Annotated in this window: 24 protein-coding genes; 16 read left to right on the top strand and 8 right to left on the bottom strand. The window is 64.6% G+C overall.

The features are described 5' to 3' along the window. Positions 1-646: 646 nt before the first annotated feature. The 5 genes from ACPEES_RS07475 to ACPEES_RS07455 form a co-directional block, all read right to left on the bottom strand. Positions 647-1,558, bottom strand: coding sequence for an Abi family protein (locus tag ACPEES_RS07475; protein ID WP_435102645.1), 912 nt, complete (start codon positions 1,556-1,558; stop codon positions 647-649). 162 nt (positions 1,559-1,720) lie between these two features. Beyond that, positions 1,721-3,700 carry a type I restriction-modification system subunit M gene (locus ACPEES_RS07470; RefSeq protein ID WP_435102643.1) on the bottom strand — a complete coding sequence of 660 codons (1,980 nt, stop codon included), beginning with the start codon at positions 3,698-3,700 and terminating at the stop codon, positions 1,721-1,723. A 416-nt stretch (positions 3,701-4,116) separates the two neighbouring features. Beyond that, positions 4,117-5,076 (bottom strand): reverse transcriptase family protein, encoded by a 960-nt coding sequence (locus ACPEES_RS07465; RefSeq protein WP_435102651.1) that lies wholly within the window; start codon positions 5,074-5,076, stop codon positions 4,117-4,119. 17 nt (positions 5,077-5,093) lie between these two features. After that, positions 5,094-5,381, bottom strand: a complete 288-nt coding sequence (locus ACPEES_RS07460; RefSeq protein WP_435102641.1) for a helix-turn-helix domain-containing protein — start codon at positions 5,379-5,381, stop codon at positions 5,094-5,096. 46 nt (positions 5,382-5,427) lie between these two features. Next, entirely contained in the window at positions 5,428-5,661 is a 234-nt protein-coding gene (locus tag ACPEES_RS07455; protein WP_435102639.1) for a hypothetical protein, read from the bottom strand. Positions 5,662-6,869: 1,208 nt separating this feature from the next. Here ACPEES_RS07455 and ACPEES_RS07450 point away from each other — a divergent pair. The 8 genes from ACPEES_RS07450 to ACPEES_RS07415 all read left to right on the top strand — a co-directional run bounded on the left by ACPEES_RS07450 (position 6,870) and on the right by ACPEES_RS07415 (position 13,609). Continuing rightward, complete coding sequence (locus tag ACPEES_RS07450) at positions 6,870-7,541, top strand: NUDIX hydrolase (RefSeq protein WP_435102637.1); 672 nt, start codon at positions 6,870-6,872, stop codon at positions 7,539-7,541. A 37-nt stretch (positions 7,542-7,578) separates the two neighbouring features. Beyond that, positions 7,579-8,658: a quinolinate synthase NadA gene (nadA, locus tag ACPEES_RS07445; RefSeq protein WP_435102635.1), complete on the top strand. Its 1,080-nt coding sequence runs from the start codon at positions 7,579-7,581 to the stop codon at positions 8,656-8,658. A 292-nt stretch (positions 8,659-8,950) separates the two neighbouring features. Beyond that, entirely contained in the window at positions 8,951-9,319 is a 369-nt protein-coding gene (locus ACPEES_RS07440; RefSeq protein ID WP_435102633.1) for a VOC family protein, read from the top strand. Between the two features lie 24 nt (positions 9,320-9,343). Further along, complete coding sequence (locus ACPEES_RS07435) at positions 9,344-10,057, top strand: SDR family NAD(P)-dependent oxidoreductase (RefSeq protein ID WP_435102631.1); 714 nt, start codon at positions 9,344-9,346, stop codon at positions 10,055-10,057. 256 nt (positions 10,058-10,313) lie between these two features. Then, positions 10,314-11,219: a PhzF family phenazine biosynthesis protein gene (locus ACPEES_RS07430; RefSeq protein ID WP_435102629.1), complete on the top strand. Its 906-nt coding sequence runs from the start codon at positions 10,314-10,316 to the stop codon at positions 11,217-11,219. Positions 11,220-11,317: 98 nt separating this feature from the next. Beyond that, positions 11,318-11,803, top strand: a complete 486-nt coding sequence (locus ACPEES_RS07425; RefSeq protein WP_435102627.1) for a GFA family protein — start codon at positions 11,318-11,320, stop codon at positions 11,801-11,803. A 231-nt stretch (positions 11,804-12,034) separates the two neighbouring features. Further along, positions 12,035-12,916: an alpha/beta family hydrolase gene (locus ACPEES_RS07420; protein ID WP_435102625.1), complete on the top strand. Its 882-nt coding sequence runs from the start codon at positions 12,035-12,037 to the stop codon at positions 12,914-12,916. A 114-nt stretch (positions 12,917-13,030) separates the two neighbouring features. Then, a complete protein-coding gene (locus ACPEES_RS07415; RefSeq protein ID WP_435102623.1) occupies positions 13,031-13,609 on the top strand; it encodes an HdeD family acid-resistance protein in 579 nt (192 codons plus the stop codon). Between the two features lie 59 nt (positions 13,610-13,668). On the opposite strand, the gene ACPEES_RS07410 is transcribed toward ACPEES_RS07415, so the two are convergent. After that, complete coding sequence (locus tag ACPEES_RS07410) at positions 13,669-15,168, bottom strand: NCS1 family nucleobase:cation symporter-1 (protein WP_435102621.1); 1,500 nt, start codon at positions 15,166-15,168, stop codon at positions 13,669-13,671. A gap of 401 nt (positions 15,169-15,569) precedes the next feature. Between ACPEES_RS07410 and ACPEES_RS07405 the strand changes: the two genes are divergently transcribed. From ACPEES_RS07405 to ACPEES_RS07375, 7 genes are all read left to right on the top strand, one after another. Beyond that, positions 15,570-16,325, top strand: a complete 756-nt coding sequence (locus tag ACPEES_RS07405) for a GntR family transcriptional regulator (RefSeq protein WP_435102619.1) — start codon at positions 15,570-15,572, stop codon at positions 16,323-16,325. Positions 16,326-16,361: 36 nt separating this feature from the next. Next, positions 16,362-17,093: an aspartate/glutamate racemase family protein gene (locus tag ACPEES_RS07400; RefSeq protein ID WP_435102617.1), complete on the top strand. Its 732-nt coding sequence runs from the start codon at positions 16,362-16,364 to the stop codon at positions 17,091-17,093. Positions 17,094-17,124: 31 nt separating this feature from the next. After that, a complete protein-coding gene (puuE, locus tag ACPEES_RS07395) occupies positions 17,125-18,045 on the top strand; it encodes an allantoinase PuuE (protein ID WP_435102615.1) in 921 nt (306 codons plus the stop codon). Positions 18,046-18,168: 123 nt separating this feature from the next. Further along, complete coding sequence (locus tag ACPEES_RS07390; RefSeq protein ID WP_435102613.1) at positions 18,169-19,014, top strand: bifunctional allantoicase/(S)-ureidoglycine aminohydrolase; 846 nt, start codon at positions 18,169-18,171, stop codon at positions 19,012-19,014. A gap of 18 nt (positions 19,015-19,032) precedes the next feature. Then, positions 19,033-19,527, top strand: coding sequence for an ureidoglycolate lyase (locus ACPEES_RS07385; RefSeq protein WP_435102611.1), 495 nt, complete (start codon positions 19,033-19,035; stop codon positions 19,525-19,527). 1,076 nt (positions 19,528-20,603) lie between these two features. Beyond that, entirely contained in the window at positions 20,604-22,052 is a 1,449-nt protein-coding gene (gene pyk / locus ACPEES_RS07380; protein ID WP_435102609.1) for a pyruvate kinase, read from the top strand. Between the two features lie 43 nt (positions 22,053-22,095). Continuing rightward, positions 22,096-22,473: a cyclophilin-like fold protein gene (locus ACPEES_RS07375; RefSeq protein WP_435102607.1), complete on the top strand. Its 378-nt coding sequence runs from the start codon at positions 22,096-22,098 to the stop codon at positions 22,471-22,473. Positions 22,474-22,514: 41 nt separating this feature from the next. Here the strand turns inward: ACPEES_RS07375 and ACPEES_RS07370 are convergent, their stop codons facing one another. Continuing rightward, positions 22,515-23,411 (bottom strand): LysR family transcriptional regulator ArgP, encoded by an 897-nt coding sequence (locus ACPEES_RS07370; protein WP_435102605.1) that lies wholly within the window; start codon positions 23,409-23,411, stop codon positions 22,515-22,517. A gap of 108 nt (positions 23,412-23,519) precedes the next feature. On the opposite strand from ACPEES_RS07370, the gene ACPEES_RS07365 reads away from it, so the two are divergent. Next, positions 23,520-24,149 carry a LysE/ArgO family amino acid transporter gene (locus ACPEES_RS07365; RefSeq protein ID WP_435102603.1) on the top strand — a complete coding sequence of 210 codons (630 nt, stop codon included), beginning with the start codon at positions 23,520-23,522 and terminating at the stop codon, positions 24,147-24,149. On the opposite strand, the gene ACPEES_RS07360 is transcribed toward ACPEES_RS07365, so the two are convergent. After that, positions 24,130-25,266 (bottom strand): GGDEF domain-containing protein, encoded by a 1,137-nt coding sequence (locus ACPEES_RS07360; protein WP_435102601.1) that lies wholly within the window; start codon positions 25,264-25,266, stop codon positions 24,130-24,132. The two genes, ACPEES_RS07365 and ACPEES_RS07360, sit on opposite strands and share 20 nt — an antisense overlap. Between the last annotated feature and the right edge of the window lie 8 nt (positions 25,267-25,274).

Below are 25,274 nucleotides of genomic sequence, written 5' to 3'. Positions count from 1 at the left end.
GCAGACCCTCAAGGCATGGCAACGGGATCGGCCCGAGTTATTTCGAAAATTGGTATACGATCACCCGAGTCTCGACATCTAGGAATGTCGCGATAGTCCGTTGCTCGGAGACGGGCGGCCACCCAATGGTGAAATCGCGAGCGAAGTCGTCTGGCACACGTTTCTGCCCCCCGGCACCATACATTGAGGCTTCCCCCAATGTCCGAAACGGCTCGGCAGAGATCACTCGGAAAAGATACTCCGAAATGCACTTCTCAGGTTCAGGACGCAGAACGGTAAGCTCTGTGGTGCCAAATGCGATGCCCGCGTGCGTTCCCCGAACAAGCGCGGCCTTTCCATTCTCGAAGCAAGGTGTAATCTTCGCGTACGCAACGTCACCTTCTCGGACGTACGTGTAGCCCTCAATAACCTCGCCCAAAGCCCGTCGGCCGCTTGTATCCAAAGAACCGTCCTCACCTACCGCCTCCATCGGCAGGAAAGTTACCGGAGTATCGGGAGAAAGCCCCCGCACTTCGGATTTCGAGGGATTAAGCACCGCAGTATATCGAAGTCGGCGGACCTGCCAATGCGACGGCACAGCACCCAACCACTCCACACCAGAATCCTTGTACTCGGGATAGCTCGGAAAACTCATATCGCGCTCATTTCAGTTATCACGCCGGAGCTGCGGGTCGCGCCAAAGCGGCCGGTCGCGGAAGTCACGCGGGAATCCCATCTGTGCGGGATCGATCCCGTGTTCATCCAGTAACGCCAATAGTCGCCGCTTCCAACTGTGGTTCGGGCTGATGCGGTCCAGCAGGTAAGCCAGCATGGTCACGGTGTTGTAGATCTTCCGCGGCTCTTGCTGGTGGAAATTTTCCGCCAGCCCGGGCGGTTTCTTCCTGGGCAGCTCCATGGTCACGGTCAGGCTTCGGTTCCAGACGCGGCTGTGGTGGGCGCACAGGTTGCGCACATAGGTCAGGTGGCGAATGAACGCCTGGAGCACGCGCTGGTCCAGTTTGTAGACGGCGGCGATCCGGCTCCGGTCACCCTTGCGCAACTGAGTCAGCCAGCGCGACAGGAGCCCGAACGACATGATCTCGCAGACGGACCATACGGGTGGCGATTTCGGCTCGGAGTACGTCTCTCGATAGTGCTGAATGAAGACCTCGTCGGACCGGGCAAGCTCCTGCTCCAGGCTCGCGAGGTTCTGCGCGTGCCAGCGCGCGTTGGTCGCGAGGGCGGCATCCAGGTAGGCGTGCGGGCCGTATCGTTGCGCCATGTAGTATGCCCACTGCGTTCTTACCGAGACTTCGACACGCTCGATGGCATCAAGCAGGAGTAGGCGGAACTCCCGGTCAAAGACGTAGAGGTTCAGCACCGCCTCGAACCGCGTCCCGGGGTGAAATCGATGGGTATCGTGGTCTGCTTCGAAGGGCAGCCAGTAGGCCGTCAGCCGGTAGTAGTTGATGTGCTGCAGGTAGTGGCGTGCGCGGTCCGGGTCATCGATGCGCATGCCGCGATCCCGGAGGATCTGGATTTGTTGGTCTATCGTGGTGGCGGGCTTGCCGAACTCCATTTCAGCCCCCCGAAAAAGAGTAACCCGCCGGTTTGAGGGTACTCCGAAGAGCATAGCCTTGGCGGGTTTTGTTACGCACAAGTATACACCTTGGACCTACGGTGCTCAACGGAAACACCCCGCCAACCGCGAGTGCAAAGCCGCTGGTCGACGACCCACGGGTCACGCCGAAAGTTCCTCGATCATCCGCTTGATCCGGTCGGTGCACTGCTTGAGGTCAGCGTCGATCTCCTCCAGCGGCCGGGGCGGCCTGAACACGTAGAAGTGGCGGTTGAAGGGGATCTCGTAGCCGACGATGCCCACCTCGCCGTCATGCTCGTCGCGCTTGGCCTCGTCGATCCAGGCGTCCGGGACGTGGGGACGCACCTCGCGCTCGAAATAGTCGTACACGGACTCGGTGAGCGGGACGTTCTCGTTGTCGCGCAGGCTCGTGTCCGGCTCCGGGTTGCTCTTCTTATCCGTGCAGGGCGGCGCCTCCGGATCACGCTCGGACAGGGCATTGAGCACGGCCTTGAGCTGCGGGGCGCCCAGTTTGACGTTCTTCGCCTTGAGCGCCTGCTTGAGGGCCTGGGTGAACGCCTCGCGGTCGCGGTAGAGGGTGTGCCCGTCCATGGCCTCGCAGGCGGCCAGGATGCTCACCTGAGTGGTCTCATCGAGCTTCTGGATCGGCTTCTCCTCCAGGATGCGGCGGATGCGCGCCTCGCTGGCCTGGAAGTTGAGCCGCAGGGGGCGCTCCACGGTGATGCGCCGGTAGCCGAACGTCTCCACCGGGAAGATCTTGCTCTCCTCGGTTTCCTCGAAGGCACCGTAGAGGCGGACGATGTCGTCAATGTTGGCGTCATCAATGTACTGCCGCTTGGAGCCCAGCGACTTGCGCATCTTGCTGTAGCGGTCCGTAGCGTTGATGAGCTGGACCTTGCCTCGACGATGGGTCGGCTTGTCGTTGGACAGCACCCAGACGTAGGTAGCGATGCCGGTGTTGTAGAACATGTCCGTGGGCAGGGCCACGATGGCCTCCACCAGGTCGCGCTCCAGCAGGAAGCGCCGGATCTCGGACTCGCCGCTGCCCGCACCACCAGTGAATAGCGGCGAGCCGTTCAGGATGATGCCGATGCGCGAGCCGCCCTCCCGCGGGTCGCGCATCTTGCTCACCAGGTGCATGAGAAACAGCAGCGAGCCGTCGGAGACCCGCGGCAGGCCGGGGCCGAAGCGCCCGTCATGGCCCTTGATCTTGTGCTCGTCGGTGACCTGCTTCTGGACCTTCTTCCACTCCACGCCGAACGGCGGATTGGCGAGCATGAAGTCGAAATGCTCGCCAGCGAGCTGGTCGTCGGAGAGGGTGTTCCCGAGCTTGATGTTCTCCACCTGCTGGCCCTTGATGAGCATATCCGCCTTGCAGATGGCGTAGGACTCGGGATTGAGCTCCTGGCCGTGGAGCGAGACGGTGACGTTCTCACTGACCTGCTGGATGTACTCGTCGCTCTCGGACAGGAAGCCGCCGGTGCCCGCGGTCGGGTCGTAAGCGGTAACAATGCTGTGGGGCTTGAGCTTGTCGTCCTGGCCTGTGAGTACCAGAGAGGTGGTCAGGTGCACCACGTCCCGGGGCGTGAAGTGCTCCCCGGCGGTTTCGTTGGAGCTCTCGGCGAACTTGCGGATGAGCTCTTCGAAGATTGAGCCCATGCCGAAGTTGGAGATGCGCCTGGGGCTGAGGTCAATGCTCGCGAACTGTTGCACCACCTGGTAGAGCAGGTTGCTGGCGTTCAACTGCTGGACGAAGTCCTCGAAGTTGAAGTGCTCGAAGATCTCGCGGGCATCGCCGCTGAAGGACTGCACGTAGCTCATGAGGTCGTCGGCCGTCTGCGTGTCCGACAGCGTGCCCAGGGTCAACGGCGACGCGTTGAAGAACGGCTGATCGGCGGCGCGCAGCAGCAATCGCTCGCGAACGCCATCCGGCTTGTTGGCATGCTCCTTGGCTGCCTCCAGCACTTTGGCCTTGGTCGGCTCCAGCACGCACTCCAGCCGGCGCAGCAGCGTGAACGGCAGAATCACCCGCCCGTACTGGGACTGCTTGAGATCCCCGCGAAGGAGATCGGCGACGGACCAGATAAACGCGGCTGTCCGCGAGTGGTTCTCGGTGTTCAAAGAGGATCCCCCGGCTGCTTGTTCTAATGCCTGTGCGGCACCCTATGGTACCGCGCGCTAGCGGCTGTGCTACAACGTGACAATGGGCCGCCCGGAAACCACGGGGCGGCACACGGGCTCAGTAACGGTACGTTCTGAAGTAACGGCTAGGACATTCAGAAGGTCGGTGTTTCGCTTGTCGCAACGTTTGGCGAAGAGCCGACGTCGCTTCCCGACCAACGTTTATGGAATGACGAAGACAACAGGATGGGGGCAGTCCGCCGCGCATATGACAAGAACCGGCCAGGAGTGGTCATTCGACCTAATGCGATGTTGGAATGTGATATCTGATTGGGGTTACGCCGTTCAAACTGCGAACACTTTAAGTGGTAACACTGTTAGGCACAGCAGTCTGAAATGGTGCGGCATCGAACCGACTAGACTAGGTCGGGACGTTGCATAATCACGCGTTCAATACGCTTGTGAAGGCTCTCCGCGCTTGAGTGTCCGGTACGAGCTAGTCGGTTCACCCGACCCCTTACTCTTCCGAGTTTCTCACGAAGTTCACTCGCGTGAGCGCCAGAGTCAGCCAGAACCTCAAGTTCGTATACTGCTGCACGAATCCGGCGTCGCTCAGGGCTGCTAATGGCCGGCGACTTTCCGTTTATTACCAAGCCAGTTACTTGGAGGCGTTGTCCACGCTTCCTGACCTCATGCTTTGACCGTTTCGGTCTGCATCCCTTTGCGGCGAGCATCCCATAGATCTGTGAGATGGCGTATGTCTTCTCGTCTCGCCCAAGGTCTTCAGACGACGAAACCGTGATGTCGTCGATATACCGAGTATATTGCAGACCCATACGAGTGAGGCGCTGGACGATCGGCGGCTCCACGTCCCAAAAGGCTAGATTCGCGATGTAGGTACTTGTCTTCGCACCCTGTGGCAAAAATCCGGTGAGCGTCGTGAGCGATGTAAGGCAGTCTGCTACCTCTTCCGGGAACCGAAAGAGCCGAAGCCACATGTCCCGAATATCCATAGCGCGAATGGAAGGGAAGCAGTCCGCGATGTCCTCCAAGACCAGTGCATATGCCTGAGAATGTGGTCGTGCGTTGGAGTGCGGGTCCCTTGGCGATTCCGGGACCCTAATGCCACCATGCAAATATGCCGGATAGCGTACTGCGCTGAATAACCTCGTGTTGATGCGATGTTGGACTGCCTTCAAGGGAGGCCGCGCATCATAGGTAAGTCTGATTGACCCGTCCTTTTTTGTCTGGGGAACTTCCCGGTAAAGCGATTCAGCACGATTGGCCAAGGCCCGAAGGCGGGCCGGCCCGACGCGGAGAGCGCGACCCAATGCTTTGATGCTGCCGATTGGGGCGTGCAGGTATTGCGCGTGCATTTCGTCCGCTACCATGGTCACTGCGCGTCGCTCATCAACCGGCGTGCGGCATCTGTCAGTGTATCGACCAACTCGGGCGACATACCGCCAAGCTCGCGGGGCTCCGCAGCCATGAACAGAAGGATGTTCACTGGGATGCGCATCGCACCTGCGATACCCTCGATGGTCGAGAGGCTAGGGTCTTGACGGTGGCCACGTTCCAAGAGGGACAAGTACGAAACCGAAACGCCAGCCTTCTCCGCGACCTCGGTCTGCGTCAGGCCAAGGCGACGACGGCACTGGAGTATGGCGTTTCCGATGTTCATGAATTCACCGCACGGACAAGAAAAGAGATAGCGGTCTGCTGCACCATCACATAAAGTCCTCGAAGAGAATCTTCAGCGCCGGAATCCAGCGAAGCGCCTTGCCGAGCCAATAGAGGGCGGCCCTTCGGCTACTTGCCCTTCCCTCAGCCGTACCATCTTCGCTTTCCAACGCTTCTATCGCCTTATCAAGGCATGCGATAGCGCGGGCATCTACGTCGTTGCGCATCATCGACCGAGCCTCGCGGAGGAGGACCACGGTCTCCTTCTGACATGCTTTCATGATTAATCACCTTCGCTTTCACGGGCGCCATTGCCCCGTCGCCAAGCACTGGGCCGGAAAGGAACGCGTAGATGCCACAGACCGCCGTCCTCCTAACGCTCATTGAGCGTTCCCGTCGCCTTAACGCCTCCCTGCCGATCAGCTCGATGCCCCTGCCTGTCAGCGCATAGGAGCAACAGCCGGTAAGCAGGAGGCCGTTCAGCGACGTCAAAGACTCGGGGTGGACAACGCCCCAAGCCGACCGGCAATGCCGGCCCGTCGGTCAAGCCCAGCAGGTGATTCCCACATGTCTTAAAGAGCGCCTGGGCGGTTCGCCCAGCCTTCTCGTATCATAAGGCCGTATTTACTGTGGGTCAAATTTGTTGCTACATCTTGTGGGCTACTAACCACAACGACCAAGAGGTTGTGGTTGGTCCTAGGTTTCCGGACGCGACAGACCTGTACAGGGAAACGGGGACAGCCCCCGGTTCTACGCAAGTGGCCGTCCGACTCGGGCGCTTCCTGCCGCTTGTGGCGTGGGGACGCCCTGACTCATCAGCGGGGGCGGTTCATCTCCCCTTGTGTGTCAGGTAACAGGTTCGAGCGTGACAAGCATCGGTGGGACGGCGGTAGGTACTTAGCTTACCCCTTGCATCGTGAGTGTAGGTACCTCGGGTTTACGCTCCCCGCGCTAATTCTTCCTTTCCGGACCATTCGACAGCGGCAGCTAACGCGTCAGGGTACCTCAGGGGGAGGGGCCGCAGTCCGGGGACCCGCAGGAAGGCCGTATTGCGGAGACAAGCGAGGTTCAGGCGACACAGGCGTGTCTGATGGCTGCATCCCGGGCTCGGCAGGGGGTGGAGCCGGCTTTGAGCGGTGGAAACTTGCTTGCAAGCGGGGATTGGGTGCTCGTTTCCGTCCGATTCGGCGCATCGCATGCGGCACGCGGGGTCTTGTAAGGTCTTGTTTGGTAGGGCAATCCTCCGGTGAGGCACGTCACAGCTTGTCTGTTCGAAAAGTAGGGCGGGTATGCCCGAGTAGTGCCCCAGATTTCGCGTACGGCGACGGTCCAGAGTAACGCTTCAATAATCCAACGCTTATTTCAATAATCCAGCCTATACCTTCACTCGCTAAGCTGTCGGGGTTGCTGGTCTGAACCGTCGTCATGCAATTGACATAGTGTCGATTTGACACTAAGTTGCGGTCTGAACGGTTGGAGGCATGTCGGAGTGCGTGACGAGAGTACGGACGGGGCTGGCACGGTGTGGGGCGTCTCCACGGATGTGGTGATCTTCAGCGTGCGCGACGAGGCTCTGACTGTGCGTCTGGTCCGGCGCCCGGATGAGCCGTTCGCCGGTTGCTGGGCACTGCCCGGCGGCCTGTTGGGCGAGGGCGAGGACCCGGACGACGGCGCGACTCGCGTGCTGCGTGAGAAGACCGGCATGGAGGGCGTCTATCTCGAGCAGCTCTATACGTTCGGTCGACCGGATCGGGACCCACGTGGGCGGGTCGTCACGGTGGGTTATTTCGCGCTGGTTCCCTGGACGGAGATCGGGGGGGAGCGCGACGAGCCGGACGGCGGATGGCATCCGGTGGATATTCTGCCGGGGCTGGCCTTCGACCATGCGGAGATCGTGGCCATGGCGCGTGGGCGCCTGGCCGCGAAGCTGGAGTACTCGACTATCGCGCTGCAGCTCATGCCGGAGCGTTTTACGTTGAGTCACTTGCAGTCGGTCTACGAGATCATTCGCGGGGAGCCGCTGGACAAGCGGAATTTCCGCAAGCGGGTTCGGGCAATGGAGTGCATCGAGCCCACGGAAGCGACCTACCGGGCGGGTAGTCACCGTCCGGCGAGGCTCTACCGGCGCAAGACGCCGGGCAGGGTGGAGATCATCAAATGACGGCGCCGGTGGCGCACCGGCGTTCGGAGGATGAGCGATGAGTACTGCGCAAGGGGTTCGGGCCGAAGCGCCGATTCGACACTTCCGCGAGGAGGCGTTCACCGCCGCGGAGTCGCTTGGCAGGGGCGAGGCCGACCAGCTCAAGGCCCGTATCCGGCAGCTGCTGCGCGAGCGCGACGCCGTGTTGGTGGCTCATTACTACACCGCACCGGAGATCCAGGAGCTCGCCGACGAAACCGGCGGCCATGTCTCCGACTCGCTCGATATGGCGCGCTTTGGTGCCGACCACGAGGCCAGCACGTTGGTGGTCGCCGGTGTTCGCTTCATGGGCGAGACGGCCAAGATCCTAACGCCCGAGAAGCGGGTGATCATGCCGGAGCTGGAGGCGACCTGTTCCCTGGACGAAGGCTGTCCGCCCGAGGAGTTCGCGGCGTTCTGCGACCAGCATCCGGACCGGACCGTCGTCGTCTACGCCAATACCAGCGCGGCGGTGAAGGCGCGTGCGGACTGGGTGGTGACCTCCAGTATCGCCGTGGACGTCATCCGCCATCTGCACGCCCGTGGCGAGAAGATCCTGTGGGGGCCGGACCGCCACCTGGGTGACTACATTCAGCGTGAAACCGGTGCCGACATGCTCCTGTGGGATGGTGCCTGCATCGTCCATGAGGAGTTCAAGGGGATTGAGCTCGACGGTCTGCGTGCGGCCTATCCCGATGCGCAGGTGCTGGTGCACCCGGAATCGCCCCGGTCCGTGGTCGAGCAGGCGGATGTGGTGGGATCCACCTCGCAGCTGCTCAAGGCCGTGGTGGCGTCGGATGCCTCGCGTTTCATCGTCGCGACCGACAACGGCATCTTCCACAAGATGCGCGAAGCCGCGCCGGACAAGGAACTGCTGGAGGCCCCCACGGCCGGCCGCAGTGCCACTTGCCAGAGCTGTGCTCATTGCCCGTGGATGGCCATGAACGGGTTGCGCAATCTGGCGAGTGCGCTGGAGCGAATGGATAACGAAGTATTCGTTGCCGAGGACGTTGCCGAGCGTGCGCGTGTCTCCCTCGGGCGCATGATGGACTTCGGCCGGCAGCGCCGGCGCGCGGTGCTCGGCGCGGGCGACGCCTGAGTCCGCACAGCCTGGCCGGCGCCGGGCCGCCGTGCGGCCCCGGCGTCTCTCCCTCCTTCTCTCGAGGGGGCGGCATTTCATGCCGCCTCCGCCCGCTATTGCCGAGACCGGTTCGCGCTCATCCGCAATGCGCGTATATCCGGCGTTCCACGCGCGTGCCTACCGGTGGTGCGATGCCCGTGACCGTTGCCACCGGCGTCGAGTTGGGCGGCTGCTAGACTCTCAGGCACGGGGGATGCCCCAATCGAGTGCAGGTTTCGGGTGCTGGTCCAGGCGCACGCGGGTTAGGGCGATGTTTCTCGACCACCTCAGCATCCGGGTCAGCGACGCGCAACGCAGCCGCGCGTTCTACACGGCTGTGCTTGCGCCGTTGGGTATCGAGCTTGTCGCGGAGCTCAACGGCTGGCACGGGTTTGGTCGAGATGATGTGCCGGCGTTCTGGTTCTGTGCCGCCGAGCAGCCGCAACGACCACTGCATATCGCGTTCGCCGCTCCGAGTCGTGCGGCCGTGGACGCGTTTCATGCCGCTGCGCTTGCCGTCGGAGCACGGGACAATGGCGCACCGGGCGTGCGTACGGCGTATCACCCGGTTGACTACCGGGCGTACGTATTCGACCCGGACGGACATAACATCGAAGCGGTTTGTCACGACATGGCGTGAACCGTACGAATGTCGGAGGACATCATGAGTGACGGCAGTGCGGTGGTGGTAGGGGTTGGAACCGGTCTGGGGGCCTCGCTGGTGCGACGGTTTGCCGCCGGCGGGCTCGACGTGGCGATGGCGGCGCGCCGGGTCGAGCGTCTCGGCGAGCTGGCCGACGAAGTGGCCGGCTACGGGGTGGAAGCGTTGCCTTATGCGTGTGACGCCAGTGACGAGGCCCAGGTGGTGGCGTTGTTCGATGCCGTCGAGGCGGAGCTCGGGCCGGTCCGGCTGGTGGTGTTCAATGCCGGTACGTTCGAGCCCGGGCGCATTCGCGGGATTGCATCCAGCGACTTCGAGCGTTGCTGGCGGGTGGGATGCCTTGGGGGATTCCTGATCGGCCGCGAGGCCGCGCACCGGATGGCGCCCCGAGGTGCCGGAACGCTGCTGTTCACCGGGGCGACGGCGTCGCTGCGTGGTGGCGCCGGCTTCGCGAACCTCGCGGTGCCGAAGTTCGGACTGCGTGCGCTGGCTCAGACCATGGCCCGCGAGCTCGGCCCCGAAGGTGTGCACGTGGCCCATGTGATTATTGACGGTCAGATTCGCTCGGAACGCTATGCCGAAATCGCCCGGGATCGCGGCCCGGATTCCCTGCTCGAGCCCGAGGCGATTGCTGAGAGCTACTGGCAGCTACATTGTCAGCCCCGCAATGCCTGGACGCACGAGCTCGATCTGCGGCCCTGGGTCGAGCCCTTCTGACGGGATCGTCAATTGACGGGACCGTCAATCGCCCGGCGGCAGCTTCATTCCGGTGGTCGTCGCATGACCTCGTTGCGGCTCGCCGGATGGTGCTGTTCCCGCGGTTGGCGTGCTGCACCTGCCGGTACGGGAGACGGTCGCGCAATGGTTCCGGGGCATGGCAATACCCGAGGAAAGGTTAGTAAGGTCGAGGTTTGCGGCGTGGGCAGCACGGATCGTGTCGACGCCTGCGTTCACAACGAGCAAGGACTCAAGCATGCAAGCACTGCCCATCATTCAGGTGGATGCATTCACAACCACCGCCTACGGCGGGAATCCCTGTGCTGTCGTCTTCGACGCCGACGCCCTCGATGAGGCGGCCATGCAGGCGATTGCGAGGGAGATGAATCTCTCCGAGACGGCATTCGTGATGGACTCCGAGGTAGCGGATCATCGGGCCCGGTATTTCACGCCTGCCGGAGAGATTCCCATGGCCGGCCACCCCACTATCGCAACGGTATACGGGTTGCTTTCCACTGGCCGGTTGCGTCGCGAGGGCGATTTTCAGCGCCTGACCCTGGAGCTGCCCGCCGGTGTCATAGAGGTGGAGGTGACCGGCTCCGGCGACGGTCATCCGCTGATCACCATGACACAGCCGCGTGCCGAGTTCTATGACCGCCATGACCCTGCCGAGGTGGCCGCCGCCCTCGGCCTGTCGGTGGAGGATCTGTTGCCCGATGTGCCCGTGCAGACCGTCAGCACCGGCACGCCGCAGCTCATGGTGCCGCTGGTGAATCACAATGCCCTCGAACGTGCCCGCATTCAGCTCGAAGCGTATTCGCGGCTGCGTGAGTTCGGTGGCTTCTTCAGCCCCCATCTGTTCGTCCAGGAAGGGGTGACGCCCGAAGGCGACGTCTTCTCCCGGCATTTCGGTGTGCCGCCGGATCTGCCCGAGGATCCGTTCACCGGCTCCGCCACCGGCGGTATGGCGGCCTACCTGTGGCGCTACGGCCTGATCCGCGAGCCGCGCTTCGTCGCCGAGCAGGGGCACTGGATGGGCCGCCCCGGGCGGGCCTACGTCGAGGTGCTCGGCGATGACGACGACATTCGCGGTGTCCGTGTCGGTGGCTACGCTGTGGAGATCATGGAGGGGATGATTCTCGCGCCCGCACCAACGGGATAGTGATGCTGACCCGGTCGTTGGCCCGGGGTGCCGGTTGCGTGGACTGAACGCGTCGGGCGTCACGCAGTCACCGCGACATGTCGTAGACGGAGGTCGCCATGCAGCTGGAAGGGTCCTGTCACTGCGGCGCCGTGCACTTCAGTGTGGAGTCGCCGCACCCGTATCCGTTCAATCGCTGCTACTGCAGTATCTGCCGAAAGACCGCCGGTGGCGGTGGCTACGCCATCAACCTGGGTGGTGTTGCGGACACGTTGGAGGTCTCCGGGCGCGAGTCGGTGCGGGTCTATCGCGCGCGGCTTCGGGATGCTGCCGGGTCGGAAACGCTCAGCCCGGGGGAACGCCGCTTCTGCGGCAATTGCGGTTCGGCACTGTGGGTCTGGGATCCGCGCTGGCCGGAGCTGGTTCACCCGTTCGCCTCCGCGATCGATACACCGTTGCCAGTTCCCCCTGAGCGGGTTCATCTGATGCTGGGCTCGAAGGCTGCTTGGGTCGAGCCGGATATTCGGGACGGTGATCGCAGCTTCGACGAATACCCGGACGAGTCCCTGGCGCAGTGGCATGAGCGTCACGGACTGGTCTCCTGACTGATCGGGACGCGGGGACCAGGTCATGGATGACGCCAATCAAAGTGCGGTTCCGGCCCTGACGGTTCGGACCGCGAAGCGCGACGGCCTGCCGGCGTTGGCAGCGTTGGGGGCGGCGACCTTTGCCCTGGCGGGGCCGTCCGGCGCTGAACGGGGGCCACAGCGGGCTTTCTGACGACGTCCGCTATCCCGGCATTCTTCGAACGCTGGCGCAATACGCCCGGGGTCGTCATGCTCGTCGCCGAAACAAGGGCCATGCCGGTAGGGCTGTGCCTGGGTGGCCGCGACGCTGCCGATGCACAGGCGCTGGCCGAGGCACCGCTGCAGCAGTGGCCGGAGGCTGCCGTCACCGGCGTCGAGCTCAACGTGTCCGTGGACAACACCCGCGCAGTGCGCTTCTACGAGAAATGCGGCTTCGTATGCGACAGGACTGGCTTATACGGCACACGATGGACATCACGGACCTTGGGGAATGAAGGAGCGTGCATGAGTGACTGGATCGAGAACGGGCCCGCCGATGCCGCGCTCTGCCTGATCCTGGCCCATGGTGCCGGTGCGGCCATGGATACCCCGTTCATGCAGAGGATTGCCGAGGGGCTGGGCGAGGCCGGATACCGAGTGGTCCGTTTCGAGTTTCCCTACATGCGCCGCAGCCGTGCGGAGGGACGCAAGCGACCGCCCGATCGCGAGGCAGTGCTGCTGGATCACTGGCGTGAAACGGTTGCCGCCGTGCGGGCCCGGCACTCGGGTGCGGTCGCTATCGGGGGGAAATCCATGGGTGGACGTATGGCCTCGTTGGTGGCCGATGAGCTCGACGTGGCCGGGTTGCTCGTGCTTGGTTACCCGTTTCACCCACCGGGCAAACCGCATCGTCCCCGTGTGGCGCATCTTGCCGGCATCACGACGCCGACGCTCATCCTGCAGGGCGAGCGCGATCCGTTCGGCCGGCCCGACGAGGTCGCCGGCTATGACCTCTCCGGCCGGATTCAGGTGGCCTGGCTGGCCGACGGTGACCACGGATTCAAACCACGCAAGCGCAGTGGCCTCACCGAACCGGAGAACCTCAGCGAGGCGATAGAGCGCGCGGCGGCATTTCTACGAAATCTGACGTAGCAATAAGGCTAGAATACCGGCATTACAAATCCGGTCTTTCGCCTTGTCACTGCCGCTGACAGGCACGCCGAGATGTGGCAAGACTAATGGCCGGTAAGCGCGAACGAGGCAGGCATGCGTTTGCGGCGAGCCACGCGCGGCGCCCGTTTCGTCGAGCGGCTTTTCGGCCCGCTCGAGGAGAGCTGGGGATGGTTGCTTCTGCTGGGGGCGCTCATGGTGGTGCTCGGGACGATCGGCCTGGGCATGACTTTCTTCATGACCCTGGCGAGCGTGCTCGCGTTCGGGTTTCTGCTGGTGATCGGCGCGGGGGCCCGGTTCGCTCAGGCGGTCACGGCCCGGGGCCGTAGTGGGGTGGTGCTGGCCGTGGGAACCGGGGTTCTGTATGCCGTCGCCGGCAGCGTGGTGATAGGCGACCCGGTCGTGGCCTCCGAATGGCTGACGCTCGTTCTTGCCGCCGTGATAATCGGTGTAGGCGGGCTCAGGGTGATTTCCGCGTTGGAGCACAGGGACTCTCCGGGCTGGGGCGTAACGCTGGTGGGCGGTCTCGCCGCCGTCGCCCTCGGAGCGATGGTCGTGTTGGAGTGGCCCCTGTCAGGGTTGTGGGTGATCGGCTTTTTCATCGCCGTGGAAATGCTGCTCAACGGCTGGACCTGCATCGTGCTGGCGCTATTGGTGCGCCGGGCGACGGCGTGAATCGCCACACCGGCGGCCGCAAAGGCGGCCGCCGGTGACAGGAAGCCCGTGGCAATCCTTCAGTCCACGCTGGGCCGGGGTTCCAGGGTGGCCGGGCCCGCACTCTCCTCGGTGGCAGGGGCAGCCTCGTTGCGCACGCTCTGGGCGGCTTCCGCCCGCGAGAAGTGGGCGTAGAGGCCGGCGGCCACCGCACCGCCGATGAACAGCGAGAAGTTCTTGAGGTCGCCGAGGCCGGGGGCGAAGTTGATGGCCAGCGCCACCGCCGTGGAGACCGCGGTGACCTTCACCGCCATCCAGTTCCAGCCATTGTCGTACCAGTAGCGGCGGCCGGGCTCGTCGGAGAACAGTGCCTCCTCGTCGATCTGCTGGCGCTTGGTGAAGTAGTAGTCCACCAGCACGATGCCGTAGAGCGGTCCGATCACGCCGGCGAGCACGTCCACCGTGTAGTGGATGACCTCCGGGTTATTGAACAGGTTCCAGGGCGTGATGAACACCGAGCCCACGGCGGCGATCATGCCGCCGGCACGCCAGCTGATCTTCTGCGGATTGACGTTGGCGAAGTCGAACGCCGGCGAGACGAAGTTGGCGACGATGTTGATGCCGATGGTGGCGGTAACGAAGGTGAACGCGCCGAGCACCGCAGCCATGGTGTTGTCGATGCGGGAGACCGTCTCGATGGGATCCTGGATCATCTCGCCGAACACCGGAATCGTGCCGGAGACGGTGATCACGGTGACCACGGAGAACAGCAGGAAATTGACCGGCAGGCCCCAGAAGTTGCCGCGACGCACGTCGTTCTCGGTGCGGCAGTAGCGGGAGAAGTCACCGAAGTTCAGCGTCGGGCCGGCGAAGTAACCCGCAACCAGTGCGATGGCGACCACCATCTGCCAGGCGGCATCCCAGCCGTCGAGATCCTTGCTGCCGAGGGTGAAGCTCACGTTCTCCCAGCCGGCTTCCCAGACGATCCAGCCGGCGAGCAGGAACATCACCAGGTACACGGCCGGGCCGGCCCAGTCGATGAAGCGCTTGATCGCCTCCATGCCGTGCCAGAAAACGAACGCCTGCAGTATCCACATGATGCCGAACGACACCCAGCCGAGATACGACAGACCCACGAAGTACATGCCCGCGAGCGGTTCCATCGTCGGGAAGAAGCGTAGCAGCACTACCGACAGTGCCGCGGAGGCGAGGTACGTCTGAATCCCGTACCAGACCACTGCGATCAGACCGCGGATGATGGCCGGCACGTTGGCGCCGAAGACGCCGAACGACAGCCGGCAGACCACCGGGAAAGGGACTCCGGCTTTCTGGCTGGGGCGCGCGATGAGGTTGGCGAAGAGCTGCACGATGCAGATGCCCACCAGCAGTGAGAGCAGGACCTGCCAGCCGGCTAGACCGAGCGCGAAAAGACTCGCGGCGAACACGTAGCCGCCGACGCTGTGCACGTCGGACATCCAGAAGGCGAAGATGTTGTACCAGTTCCACGTCTGGTGGGCGGGTGCGAGGTCCTCGTTGTAGAGGCGCTCGCTGGGCTGCGAGCGTTGTGTGGCTTCAGACATCGTCTGGTCTCCTCCTGTCTATACCTGGTTGTATACGACTCAGGATCGGGTAGCGGTGGCCACGCCGCTTGGATTTGTTGTTGTATACAAAATGTCGGTTGTTTCCATGCAATCCCCGGGTAAGGACATGGATGGCTCTCCTGTTTTATTCTCTGTATATCCGCAAGTTGCTGGATGTCTTCATGCGCCGACCACGTCGTGGATGGGTGAATAACGGTGATTGCTTTGCCGCTGGCAAGTGCTATATTGACGGTGTGTTGTATACGATTGCGATTTAAGACCGTTGTGTACGATCTGTCAAGCAGCCCAAGGATGATTTACTCTGGCCTCAGACAGCTCGATAATGTATACATTGGTGTCGACATCTATTGTGGTGAGCGCAGGCGCGCATGGAGGCCGGTATGGCTGAGGACCGCAGCTTTCATCTTTTCAGCACGGTGAACGGGGTCCAGGACGACAACCTCTCGCGGGACGAGACGATCTACCGGAACATCGTCGAGGCGATCGTCGAGCATCGTCTGCTGCCGGGGGCACGACTCCCGGAGGACGCGCTCGCCGAGGTTTTCGGTATCAGCCGTACCGGTATCCGCAAGGTCCTTCAGCGGCTTGCGCTGGAGCGGCTGGTGACCATTCGTCCGCATCGCGGTGCGCACGTGGCACGTCCCACTGCGCAGGAGGCGAGGGACGTGTTCGCGGCCCGACGAATGGTGGAGGCGGCGAGCATGCGCGATGTCGTCATGCGGGCCGACCGTGCCGTGTTGCGCCCTCTGCGTGAGCTCGTCGGCGAGGAGCGCCGGGCGCAGGCGGAAGGTGAGCAAAGCCGTGCGATCCATCTCTCCGCCGCCTTTCACACCCAGCTCGTGGATGTGGCGGGCAACGGGGCGATTACCGATTTCCTCGCTCAGCTCGCCTCGCGCTCGTCGCTGATCATCGCTGTATACGGCTCGCGTGTGTCGGTGGGGTGTGACTGTGGCGATCACGGCGAGTTGCTCGACCTGATCGAGGCCGGCGAAGCCGACGCCGCCGCGCGATGGATGGAGCATCATCTCAGTGAAATCGAGCGGAGTCTGAGTTTCGAGGTGGGGAGCGAGGAAACCCCCGACTTCGAAGCCATCTTCGGGCAGAGCAGCAGGAGACGCAGCGGTGCCGCTGGCTGACAGATAGGGCCCGAACACGGCCCTGGGAGCCACGCAATGAAGATCCAGATTGTCAATCCGAACACCAGCGCCCCGATGACCGCCAAGATCGCGGCGGCAGCGCGCACCGCTGCGGCGCCCGGCATCGAGATCGAAGCCTCTTGTCCGGAGCACGGGCCCGTTTCCATCGAGGGCCACTTCGACGAGGCCATGGCGGTGCCCGGTCTGCTCGAGGAAATCGAGCGAGGTGTTGCCACAGGGTGTGATGCCCACGTGATCGCCTGCTTTGGCGATCCCGGGCTGCATGCCGCCCGCGAGCTGGCTCACGGACCGGTTCTGGGGATCGCCGAAGCGGCGATGCACGCCGCGAGCATGATCGCGACGCGTTTCTCCGTGGTGACCACGCTGGAGCGCACTGTGGTGATCGCCGAGCGACTCGTGCGCGAGTACGGCATGTCCGATCACTGCGCACGCATCCGTGCTGCTGAAGTGCCGGTGCTCGCCTTGGAGGAGACCGGCTCCCACGCCGAGCGACGTATCGTGGAGGAGTGCCGCCGTGCCCGCGACGAGGACCGCGCTGGAGCCATTGTCCTCGGCTGTGCCGGCATGGCGGATCTTGCCGGTCGCATCGGTGACGAGCTGGGCGTGCCCGTGATCGACGGCGTCAACGTGGCGGTGCGGTTTGCCGGCGCGCTCGCCGGCGCCGGACTCGGCACCAGTAAACACGGGGACCTGGCACTGCCGTTGCCGAAAGCTTTCATCGGGCGCTATGCCGGGTGGTCGGCCTGACCGAAATCCAATCTATCCACGGAGGAGATTCATGAGCGAGAAGTCCTACCCCCGCGACATGGTTGGTTACGCGGGGCGGCCACCGCACGCCAACTGGCCGGGCAATGCACGGGTGGCAGTGCAGTTCGTGCTCAATTACGAGGAGGGTGGCGAGAATTGCGTCCTCCACGGCGATTCTCACGCAGAGACGTTCCTCTCCGAGATCTTCGGCGCCGAGCCCTATCCCGATCGCCACATGAGCATGGAGTCCATTTACGAGTACGGCTCCCGTGCGGGTGTGTGGCGGGTGCTGCGCGAGTTCGAGCGGCGTGGACTGCCGTTGACTGTCTTCGGCGTGGCCATGGCGCTGCAGCGCAATCCCGAGGCGACTGCGGCATTCACCGAGCTCGGTCACGAGATTGCCTGCCACGGGCTGCGCTGGATTCACTACCAGAACGTGGACGAGACCACCGAGCGCGAGCACATGGCCCGTGCCATACAGATTCAGGCGGAACTCACCGGCAAGCGCCCGCTGGGCTGGTATACCGGGAGGGACAGCCCGAATACACGGCGGCTGGTCGCCGAGGAGGGCGGTTTCCTGTACGACTCCGACTACTACGGGGACGATCTGCCGTTCTGGCACGACGTGGACATCGGCGGCGGCCAGACCCACCGCCAGCTCATAGTGCCCTACACCCTGGACAACAACGATATGCGCTTCGCCTCGCCCACCGGTTTCAGCGACGGCGAGCAGTTCTTCCGCTATCTCCGCGATGCCTTCGATGTGCTCTATGCCGAAGGGGAGGAGACGCCGAAGATGATGACCGTCGGCCTGCACTGCCGGCTGGTGGGACGTCCGGGCCGTTTCCGCGCGCTACAGCGATTCCTGGACCACGTGGAGGCGCACGACCGGGTCTGGGTGGCCCGCCGCGTGGACATCGCCCGGCACTGGCGCGAGCACCATTCCGCGTAGCGGCAGGCGCGGCGTCGCCGGAATCCGGGCATCGCCGTGCGGGCCGTCGCCCGCCCGCCGATGCCCGGATCGCCATGGCGCCGCTCGCCGCCCGAGCGCATAACGTTCATTCGAGGAGACCTCATGACCAACCGATCCTACTACGCCCCGACGGGCGGCCTGCCGCCCCAGCAACAGCTGCTCTCCGATCGCGCGGTGTTCACCGAGGCGTACGCGTTCATCCCCAAGGGTGTGCTGCGCGATATCGTGGCGAGCAGGCTGCCGTTCTGGGAGAACACGCGGCTGTGGGTGCTTGCCCGGCCGTTGTCCGGCTTCGCGGAGACGTTTTCGCAGTACATCATGGAGGTCTCTCCCGGCGGCGGCAGCGACAGGCCGGAGCTCGATAGTGGCGCCGAGGGGGTTGTGTTCGTGGTGGAAGGCGAGCTGTCGCTGACTATCGCCGGTCAGCGTCATGTCATGGCACCGGGCGGCTATGCCTTCATCCCCCCGGGCAGTGACTGGCGGGTGCGCAACGACTCCGATGCGCCCGTGCGCTTTCACTGGATCCGCAAGGCCTACGAGTTCGTGGATGGTATCGATGTGCCGGAGGCCTTCGTCGTCAACGAGAACGATGTCGAGCCGGATCCGATGCCCGATACCGAGAACCGCTGGGTGACGACCCGTTTCGTGGACCAGGAAGACATGCGCCACGACATGCACGTCAATATCGTCACCTTCCAGCCGGGGGCGGTGATTCCCTTCGACGAGACCCACGTGATGGAACACGGCCTCTACGTGCTCCAGGGCAAAGGCGTCTATCACCTCAACCAGGACTGGGTGGAAGTGGAGGCCGGCGATTTCATGTGGCTGCGTGCCTTCTGCCCGCAAGCCTGCTATGCCGGTGGACCGGAGCCTTTCCGCTACCTTCTCTACAAGGACGTCAACCGGCATATGCCGCTCAATGCCTCACCGGCCTATCGCGGACGGTGACGGTAACGGGAGGAATCGATGCTGGAACTCGAGACTCAACCACTCACCCGTGAGGCGTTCGCGCCGTTCGGCGATGTGATCGCGGCCGACGAAGCCGCGGAGTCGTTCCCCATCAACAACGGCTCCACCACGCGTTTTCATGACCTGGCGCGCATTGAGCTGTTGGGAGAAGACCCGCGGCCGCTGATCAGCATTTTTCGCGGTCAGGCGTTCGCGCCGCCGCTCGCGATCAAAATGCTCGAGCGCCACCCCCTGGGCAGTCAGGCGTTCGTGCCACTGAGCGGGCGCCCGTACCTGGTCGTGGTGGCGCCGAGGGGCGAGACGGTGGACCCGGCCGATGTGCGGGCGTTCTACGTCCGCGGCGACCAGGGGGTGAACTATCACGCCGGCGTGTGGCACCACCCGCTGCTGTCGCTGGAGGCGACGTCGGATTTCCTGGTCGTCGACCGCGGCGGCCCCGGCCACAACTGCGACGAGATCGATCTGCCCGAGCCCCTGACCCTCACCCGCTGAATCCCCCTCCACCGGGGCGCGGCCACGCCGTGCCCCCCGCGTGTGGTGACAAACCACCAGGACACACCAGGAAGCGGGAATGCTCGCACGACGGTTTGCGCTGGAACGTCGGCCAGCGCTCCGCGCTCGCCGACCTACGGCGATTCTCCCCGGTTAGTTGGACGACAGCGGTAGGTCGGGGACTGCCTCCGGCGGTGCCCGACGTTGGTGCTTGGGGGGCCACTGCCGGCGCGGCCTCCGTACGCGATCGGTTAGCGTGCGCGGAGCGTAGCGCTGGTAATGTCGGCCAGCGCTGTGCGCTCGCCGACCTACGGCGATTCTCCCCGGTTAGTTGGACGACAGCGGTAGGTCGGGGACCGCCTCCGGCGGTGCCCGACGTTGGTGCGTGGGGGGCACTGCCGGCGCGGCCTCCGTACGCGATCGGTTAGCGTGCGCGGAGCGTAGCGCTGGTAATGTCGGCCAGCGCTCCGCGCTCGCCGACCTACGGCGATTCTCCCCGGTTAGTTGGACGACAGCGGTAGGTCGGGGACCGCCTCCGGCGGTGCCCGACGTTGGTGCGTGGGGGGCACTGCCGGCGCCGCCTCCGTATACGATCGGTTGGCGTGCGCGGAGCGTAGCGCTGGTAGTGTCGGCCAGCGCTGTGCGCTCGCCGACCGGCGGCGACTGTTCAGCGATGTTCATGCACAGCGCTAGACCGACAACGGAGTATCTACGGCGATCCTCCCCGGTTAGCTGCGCGACAGCGCGTCCCTGACCATCGAAGCGGATGACTGGGGTGTCGCAAGCCCATTACGGCGGATCGCACCAGGGGCTGTCCAAGCGACACGGACGCGCTGACGAGCGCCGAGGGCAATACTTGGCGAAAAGGGCAGTAAGGACGGGAGTACCGTCGAGGTGTGCAGGCTGTTGTCCTGGTGGCAGGCCTTCTCGTTCGTCTTGACCGAGCTGCGGGGGCCTTCGTGCTCGTGTGTGTTCTCATGCCGTTTAATGGAAATATATTCCAAAAATATTGACCTCGCTGATTGGGGATGGCTAGTATTCCGGCGAGGTATCCGAGCAACGCGGAGGTGGCGAAGATGGAGCAGTCGGGCGAGCAGGCCGGGCCTTACGCGTGTCCGGCGGATCAGCGTACCCGCATCGTCGCCACCATTGGACCGGCTTCCCGGGATGCGGCAACGCTGCGCCGCCTGGTGGAGGCCGGTACGAGCGTTTTCCGGATGAACATGAGTCACGGCAGTCACGCCGACCACGCCGCTGTCGTGCGTACCCTGCGTGGCCTGGAGGAGGAGCTCGGGCGGCCGTTGACCCTGCTGCAGGACCTCTGTGGCCCCAAGATCCGTCTCGGTGATTTTCCGGGCGGGGAGGTGTTCGTCACCGCAGGCGAACGTCTGGAACTTGTCTGCGGTCAGGGACCGCGGGAAGACGGCCGTATTCCGCTGCCCATCGGCGACGCCTTCGCGGCGCTGGAACCCGGCGCCCGCGTGCTCATCGACGATGGCCGCCTGACCCTGCACGTGGAGTCCGTCGCGGGCGAGGTCGCGGTCGTGCGTGCCGATACCGACGGCCGCATCGCCGACCGCAAGGGCGTGAATCTGCCCGACGTGGCGTTGCCGATTCCGGCGCTGACGGACAAGGATCGCGACGATCTCGCCTTCGGCCTGGAGCAGGGCGTGGACTGGGTAGCACTGTCGTTCGTCCAGCGCCCCGAGGACCTGCACATGCTGCGCGAGCTCGTCGGCGATCGCGCCGGTCTCGTGGCCAAGCTGGAGAAGCCGTCGGCATTGACGCATCTGGAAGCGATCGTCGACGCCGCGGACGCGATCATGATTGCCCGCGGTGACCTGGGTGTGGAGATTCCGCCGGAGGACGTCCCGGTCGCCCAGCGGCAGATCGTTCGGCGTAGCCGGGCCGCGGGCAAGCCTGTGATCGTCGCCACCCAGATGCTGGATTCCATGATGGGCGCGCCGCGGCCGACGCGCGCCGAGGCCTCGGATGTGGCCAATGCCGTCTACGAGGGCGTCGATGCCGTCATGCTCTCGGGGGAGACCGCTGCCGGCGATTATCCGGTGGGGTCCGTGGAAATGATGGCGCGCATCATCGAGCGCGTGGAGGCGGACGAGCAGTTCCGCGGCAGCCTCGATGCCGGCCACCCGCAGCCCGGTGCTACCGACGCGGATGCCATTTGCTGCGCGGTGAGACGGATTGCCCAGATTTTGCCGACGGCCTGCTGCGTCACCTGGACAGAATCCGGCTTCACCACTCTGCGCGTCGCCCGGGAACGTCCGGTGCGGCCCATTCTCAGCCTCACGCCCAGTATTGCCACCGCTCGCCGGATCGCGTTGGCCTGGGGCGTGATCTCGCGGGTGGTGCCGGATGCCGCTGACAGTGAGGCCGCGGCAGAGTGTGCCGCGCGCGCGGCACGGGACACCGGCATCGCTGAAGGGGGTGATGCGCTCGTGATGACCGCCGGCCTGCCATTCGGGGTGCGCGGCACGACCAATCAACTGCGCATCGTACGTGCATGACGGAAACGGAAAATGTTTCCATGACGACAGATGGAGGACGAGGATGAGCTACCGTATTCGTCTGAGCTGGCCGGCGGGGTCCGCCATCGCCACGCTGGATGACAGTGCCGAGAGCCGCGCCCTGGCGGATGCACTGCCGTCCATGAGCACCGCGCAGACCTGGGGTGAAGAGGTGTACTTCTCCCTGCCGGTGGAGCAGGATGTCCGCGATGATGCACAGCAGGTGGTCGATCCGGGCGAGGTGTGCTTCTGGGTCGAGGGCGGGGCGCTGGCGTTGCCCTACGGCCGTACCCCTATCTCCCAGGGCGACGAGAGTAGACTGGTGGCACCGTGCAACCGCCTTGGCCGGCTCGAAGAGGACGCCAGGGTGCTCGCGTCGGTGCGTGACGGAGACGAGATCCGGGTCGAGGTCGTCGACTGAACGGCTGGTGCGGGGCTTGCCGGGCCCCGGCGAGTTCCCGCTCAGTCGTCCTTCAGCGGATGCAGGGCGGTGGCTGCCGCCTGCCGCAATGCCTCGGTGAGCTCGCGGATGACCGGGGTCGTGATGTTCCAGACGTGCCAGTAGAGCGGCACCGAGAGCACGTCGTCCGGCGCAATGGTCACCAACCGACCTGCCTGCAGGTCCCCCGCCACCTGAATCGCCGGCGCCATTCCCCACCCATGCCCGCGACGGATCAACTCGAGAAAGCCTTCCGACGACGGAACCTGGTGACGCTGCAGCTGGCCCGGATCGAGCCCGTGGCGTGCTGCGAACGTGCTCTGCAACGCATCCTTGCCGTTGAAGTCGAGCGCCATGGTGGTTCGCAATGCCTCCGTCGTAACCCCGTCGGGAAACACCCGCTGCACGTAGTCGGGGGCGGCAACGGCCACGTAGTCCATGATGCCCAGCGGCACCCGGTCGCAGGACTGCACGGTCTCGGCATGGGCGCTGATGCAGCCGATGACCCGGCCCTCGCGCAGCAGATGGTGGGTCACATCCTGGTCGTCGACATGGAGCTCGACGCGCATGTGCTGGCCGGCAAGCAGGTTGTCCAGGGCATCGGGCAGCCAGGTGGCGAGGCTGTCGGCGTTGACGCCCAGGGCGACGCTGCCCACCCCGGTCTCGCCGAGGGCGAGATCCCCCAGAACATGTTGCGTGAGGCGCTCGACCTGACGGTGGTAGCGCAGCAGCCGCGCGCCGGCGGCGGTCGGACGCACCGGACGCTGGCGCACGAGCAGCGGCTGCCCGACCTGTGCCTCCAGGGCCCGAATCCGTTGTGATATCGCGGACTGCGTGAGGTGCAGCCGCCGGGCGGCGCGTTCGAAGCTCGTCTGCGCGGCGACTTCGGCGAGGGCCTGTAGCTGGCGTGGATCGATCACGGGCACATATCATAAACGTAACTGATTACACTTTAATATAATCAGTTTCACTTCTCCATGCAGGCTCTCTACGATCGGCTCCCGTGATCGGTTCGTCGGGAGATGGCAGTGGTGGAAACGGGGCCGTGGTTCAACGGAATGGCGCTGACGGCGACGCTGATCGTCGCGGTAGGGGCACAGAATGCCTATGTGCTCGCCCACGCGGTGGGCAACGTGCACATCTGGCTGATTGCCGGAGTGTGCGTCGCGATCGACGTGCTCATGATCAGCCTTGGCGTTTTGAGTGGCGGCGCGGTGGTAGCCGCCGGTGGCTTGTGGGCGGATCTGTTGATGGCCGCCGGGGTGGCGTTTCTCCTGGGGTATGGGTTGCGTGCGTTCTGGGCCGCGGTTCGGCCACAGGCGCTGATGCCCACTGAATTCCTCGCCGCCGGCCCGCGTGCGGCGGTGGCGGGGACGCTGGCGGTGAGCCTGCTCAACCCGCATATGTACATGGACACGTTCGTGCTCATCGGCAGCGCTGCAGCGGCCTATCCGGTGGGCGAGCGGCTGTCCTTCGCCGCCGGCGGGATCACGGGCTCACTGCTGTGGTTCACGATACTGGCTGCTGGCGGGCGGTTGCTCGCGCCGTGCTTCGCGCGGCCGGCGTCCTGGCGCCTGCTCAATGCGCTGGTGGCGATAACGATGTGGGCGATCGCTTGGCAGTGGGGCGGGCAGCTGATCAGCGCAGCCGAACCATGACGCGGTCGCGGCCCGCGCGCTTGGCGTCGTAGAGCGCCTGATCGGCGCGCTCGAAGGCGGTGGTCCGCGTGTCGCCGCTCTGCACCTCGGTGACGCCGGCGGACAGTGTGACCTGCACCGGTTCTCCCGGTGTCACTTCGTACGCCTGCTCACGCACGGCCCGGCGGAGCTTCTCGGCGACTTCGCGGCCACCGTCGCCGGCGGTCTCCGGCAGCAGCACGACGAATTCCTCGCCGCCATAGCGGGCGATGAAGTCACTGGCACGGACATTCTCACGCAGGGTCGCGGCCACGCCGCCGAGCACGCGATCACCGGCCATGTGTCCATGCTGGTCATTGATGCGCTTGAAGTGGTCAATGTCGGTGACCACGAGTGCGAGGTCCAGGCTGTGGCGGTCGCGTCGGGCGAGCTCCGTGTCGAAGCGCTCGTCGTAGGCCTGGCGGTTGGGGATTCCGGTGAGGCCGTCCACTGCGGCCCGGCTCTTGTGCTCCATGACGCTGCGGCGCAGCCGCGTCGTCTCGGCCTCGGCTTCGCGCAGGCGCTCCCGAAGCTCGCGCGCCTCGGCCTCCGCGGACTGCAGGCGCTCGTTCTGGCGCGCCGAGAACGAGCGCAGCTGACCGACGATGCGGGCCAGGTGGGATTCGACGACACGCGGGCCGCTGCCCTCGTTGTCGGCGCCGATCTCACCGCGGACCGCACGGCGGATGTCGCGTACACGTTCGTGAACCTGCTGTTCGAGCGTGGTCTGTTCCGTGGCGACATCGGCACGGCTCGCGTCCTCGGCGCGCAGATGGGCGTCCAGGGCGGTCAGTTGCCGGGCGTAGGTCACCAGGCCGCGTTCGAGTGTCTGCGTTTCGCGCTCGTTGGCCGTGACCACGAGCTCGGTGATGCGCCGGACGAGAGGGGCCGCATCCGTGGCCGTGGCAGCCGTGCGCAGATCGTGGGCGAGGATGTCGCGATCGCGTTCGCAGGCCGGGGGCAGCGATGCACCCTCGAGCAGCTCCAGGAGCGCCGCGCGCAGATCGTCGTCCAGCGCTGTCAGCGTGGAGGCACGTGCCGCTGGCCGGCGGATGCTGCGTAGCCAACGCCGCAGCGTAGGCGCGAACGGGATGCCCATGGGGATGA

The organism is Arhodomonas sp. AD133 (genome assembly GCF_051195215.1).
In the GTDB taxonomy this organism is placed as follows: Bacteria; Pseudomonadota; Gammaproteobacteria; order Nitrococcales; family Nitrococcaceae; genus Arhodomonas.
This window is presented reverse-complemented; position numbering and strand designations above follow the sequence as displayed.

Coding starts and splice junctions, on each gene's coding strand:
- ACPEES_RS07475 (WP_435102645.1), bottom strand. CDS start 1,558: ATGGAGTTCGGCAAGCCCGCCACCACGATAGACCAACAAATCCAGATC.
- ACPEES_RS07465 (WP_435102651.1), bottom strand. CDS start 5,076: ATGCACGCGCAATACCTGCACGCCCCAATCGGCAGCATCAAAGCATTG.
- ACPEES_RS07460 (WP_435102641.1), bottom strand. CDS start 5,381: ATGAACATCGGAAACGCCATACTCCAGTGCCGTCGTCGCCTTGGCCTG.
- ACPEES_RS07455 (WP_435102639.1), bottom strand. CDS start 5,661: ATGAAAGCATGTCAGAAGGAGACCGTGGTCCTCCTCCGCGAGGCTCGG.
- nadA (WP_435102635.1), top strand. CDS start 7,579: ATGAGTACTGCGCAAGGGGTTCGGGCCGAAGCGCCGATTCGACACTTC.
- ACPEES_RS07440 (WP_435102633.1), top strand. CDS start 8,951: ATGTTTCTCGACCACCTCAGCATCCGGGTCAGCGACGCGCAACGCAGC.
- ACPEES_RS07435 (WP_435102631.1), top strand. CDS start 9,344: ATGAGTGACGGCAGTGCGGTGGTGGTAGGGGTTGGAACCGGTCTGGGG.
- ACPEES_RS07430 (WP_435102629.1), top strand. CDS start 10,314: ATGCAAGCACTGCCCATCATTCAGGTGGATGCATTCACAACCACCGCC.
- ACPEES_RS07425 (WP_435102627.1), top strand. CDS start 11,318: ATGCAGCTGGAAGGGTCCTGTCACTGCGGCGCCGTGCACTTCAGTGTG.
- ACPEES_RS07420 (WP_435102625.1), top strand. CDS start 12,035: ATGCTCGTCGCCGAAACAAGGGCCATGCCGGTAGGGCTGTGCCTGGGT.
- ACPEES_RS07415 (WP_435102623.1), top strand. CDS start 13,031: ATGCGTTTGCGGCGAGCCACGCGCGGCGCCCGTTTCGTCGAGCGGCTT.
- ACPEES_RS07410 (WP_435102621.1), bottom strand. CDS start 15,168: ATGTCTGAAGCCACACAACGCTCGCAGCCCAGCGAGCGCCTCTACAAC.
- ACPEES_RS07405 (WP_435102619.1), top strand. CDS start 15,570: ATGGCTGAGGACCGCAGCTTTCATCTTTTCAGCACGGTGAACGGGGTC.
- ACPEES_RS07400 (WP_435102617.1), top strand. CDS start 16,362: ATGAAGATCCAGATTGTCAATCCGAACACCAGCGCCCCGATGACCGCC.
- puuE (WP_435102615.1), top strand. CDS start 17,125: ATGAGCGAGAAGTCCTACCCCCGCGACATGGTTGGTTACGCGGGGCGG.
- ACPEES_RS07390 (WP_435102613.1), top strand. CDS start 18,169: ATGACCAACCGATCCTACTACGCCCCGACGGGCGGCCTGCCGCCCCAG.
- ACPEES_RS07385 (WP_435102611.1), top strand. CDS start 19,033: ATGCTGGAACTCGAGACTCAACCACTCACCCGTGAGGCGTTCGCGCCG.
- pyk (WP_435102609.1), top strand. CDS start 20,604: ATGGAGCAGTCGGGCGAGCAGGCCGGGCCTTACGCGTGTCCGGCGGAT.
- ACPEES_RS07375 (WP_435102607.1), top strand. CDS start 22,096: ATGAGCTACCGTATTCGTCTGAGCTGGCCGGCGGGGTCCGCCATCGCC.
- ACPEES_RS07360 (WP_435102601.1), bottom strand. CDS start 25,266: ATGGGCATCCCGTTCGCGCCTACGCTGCGGCGTTGGCTACGCAGCATC.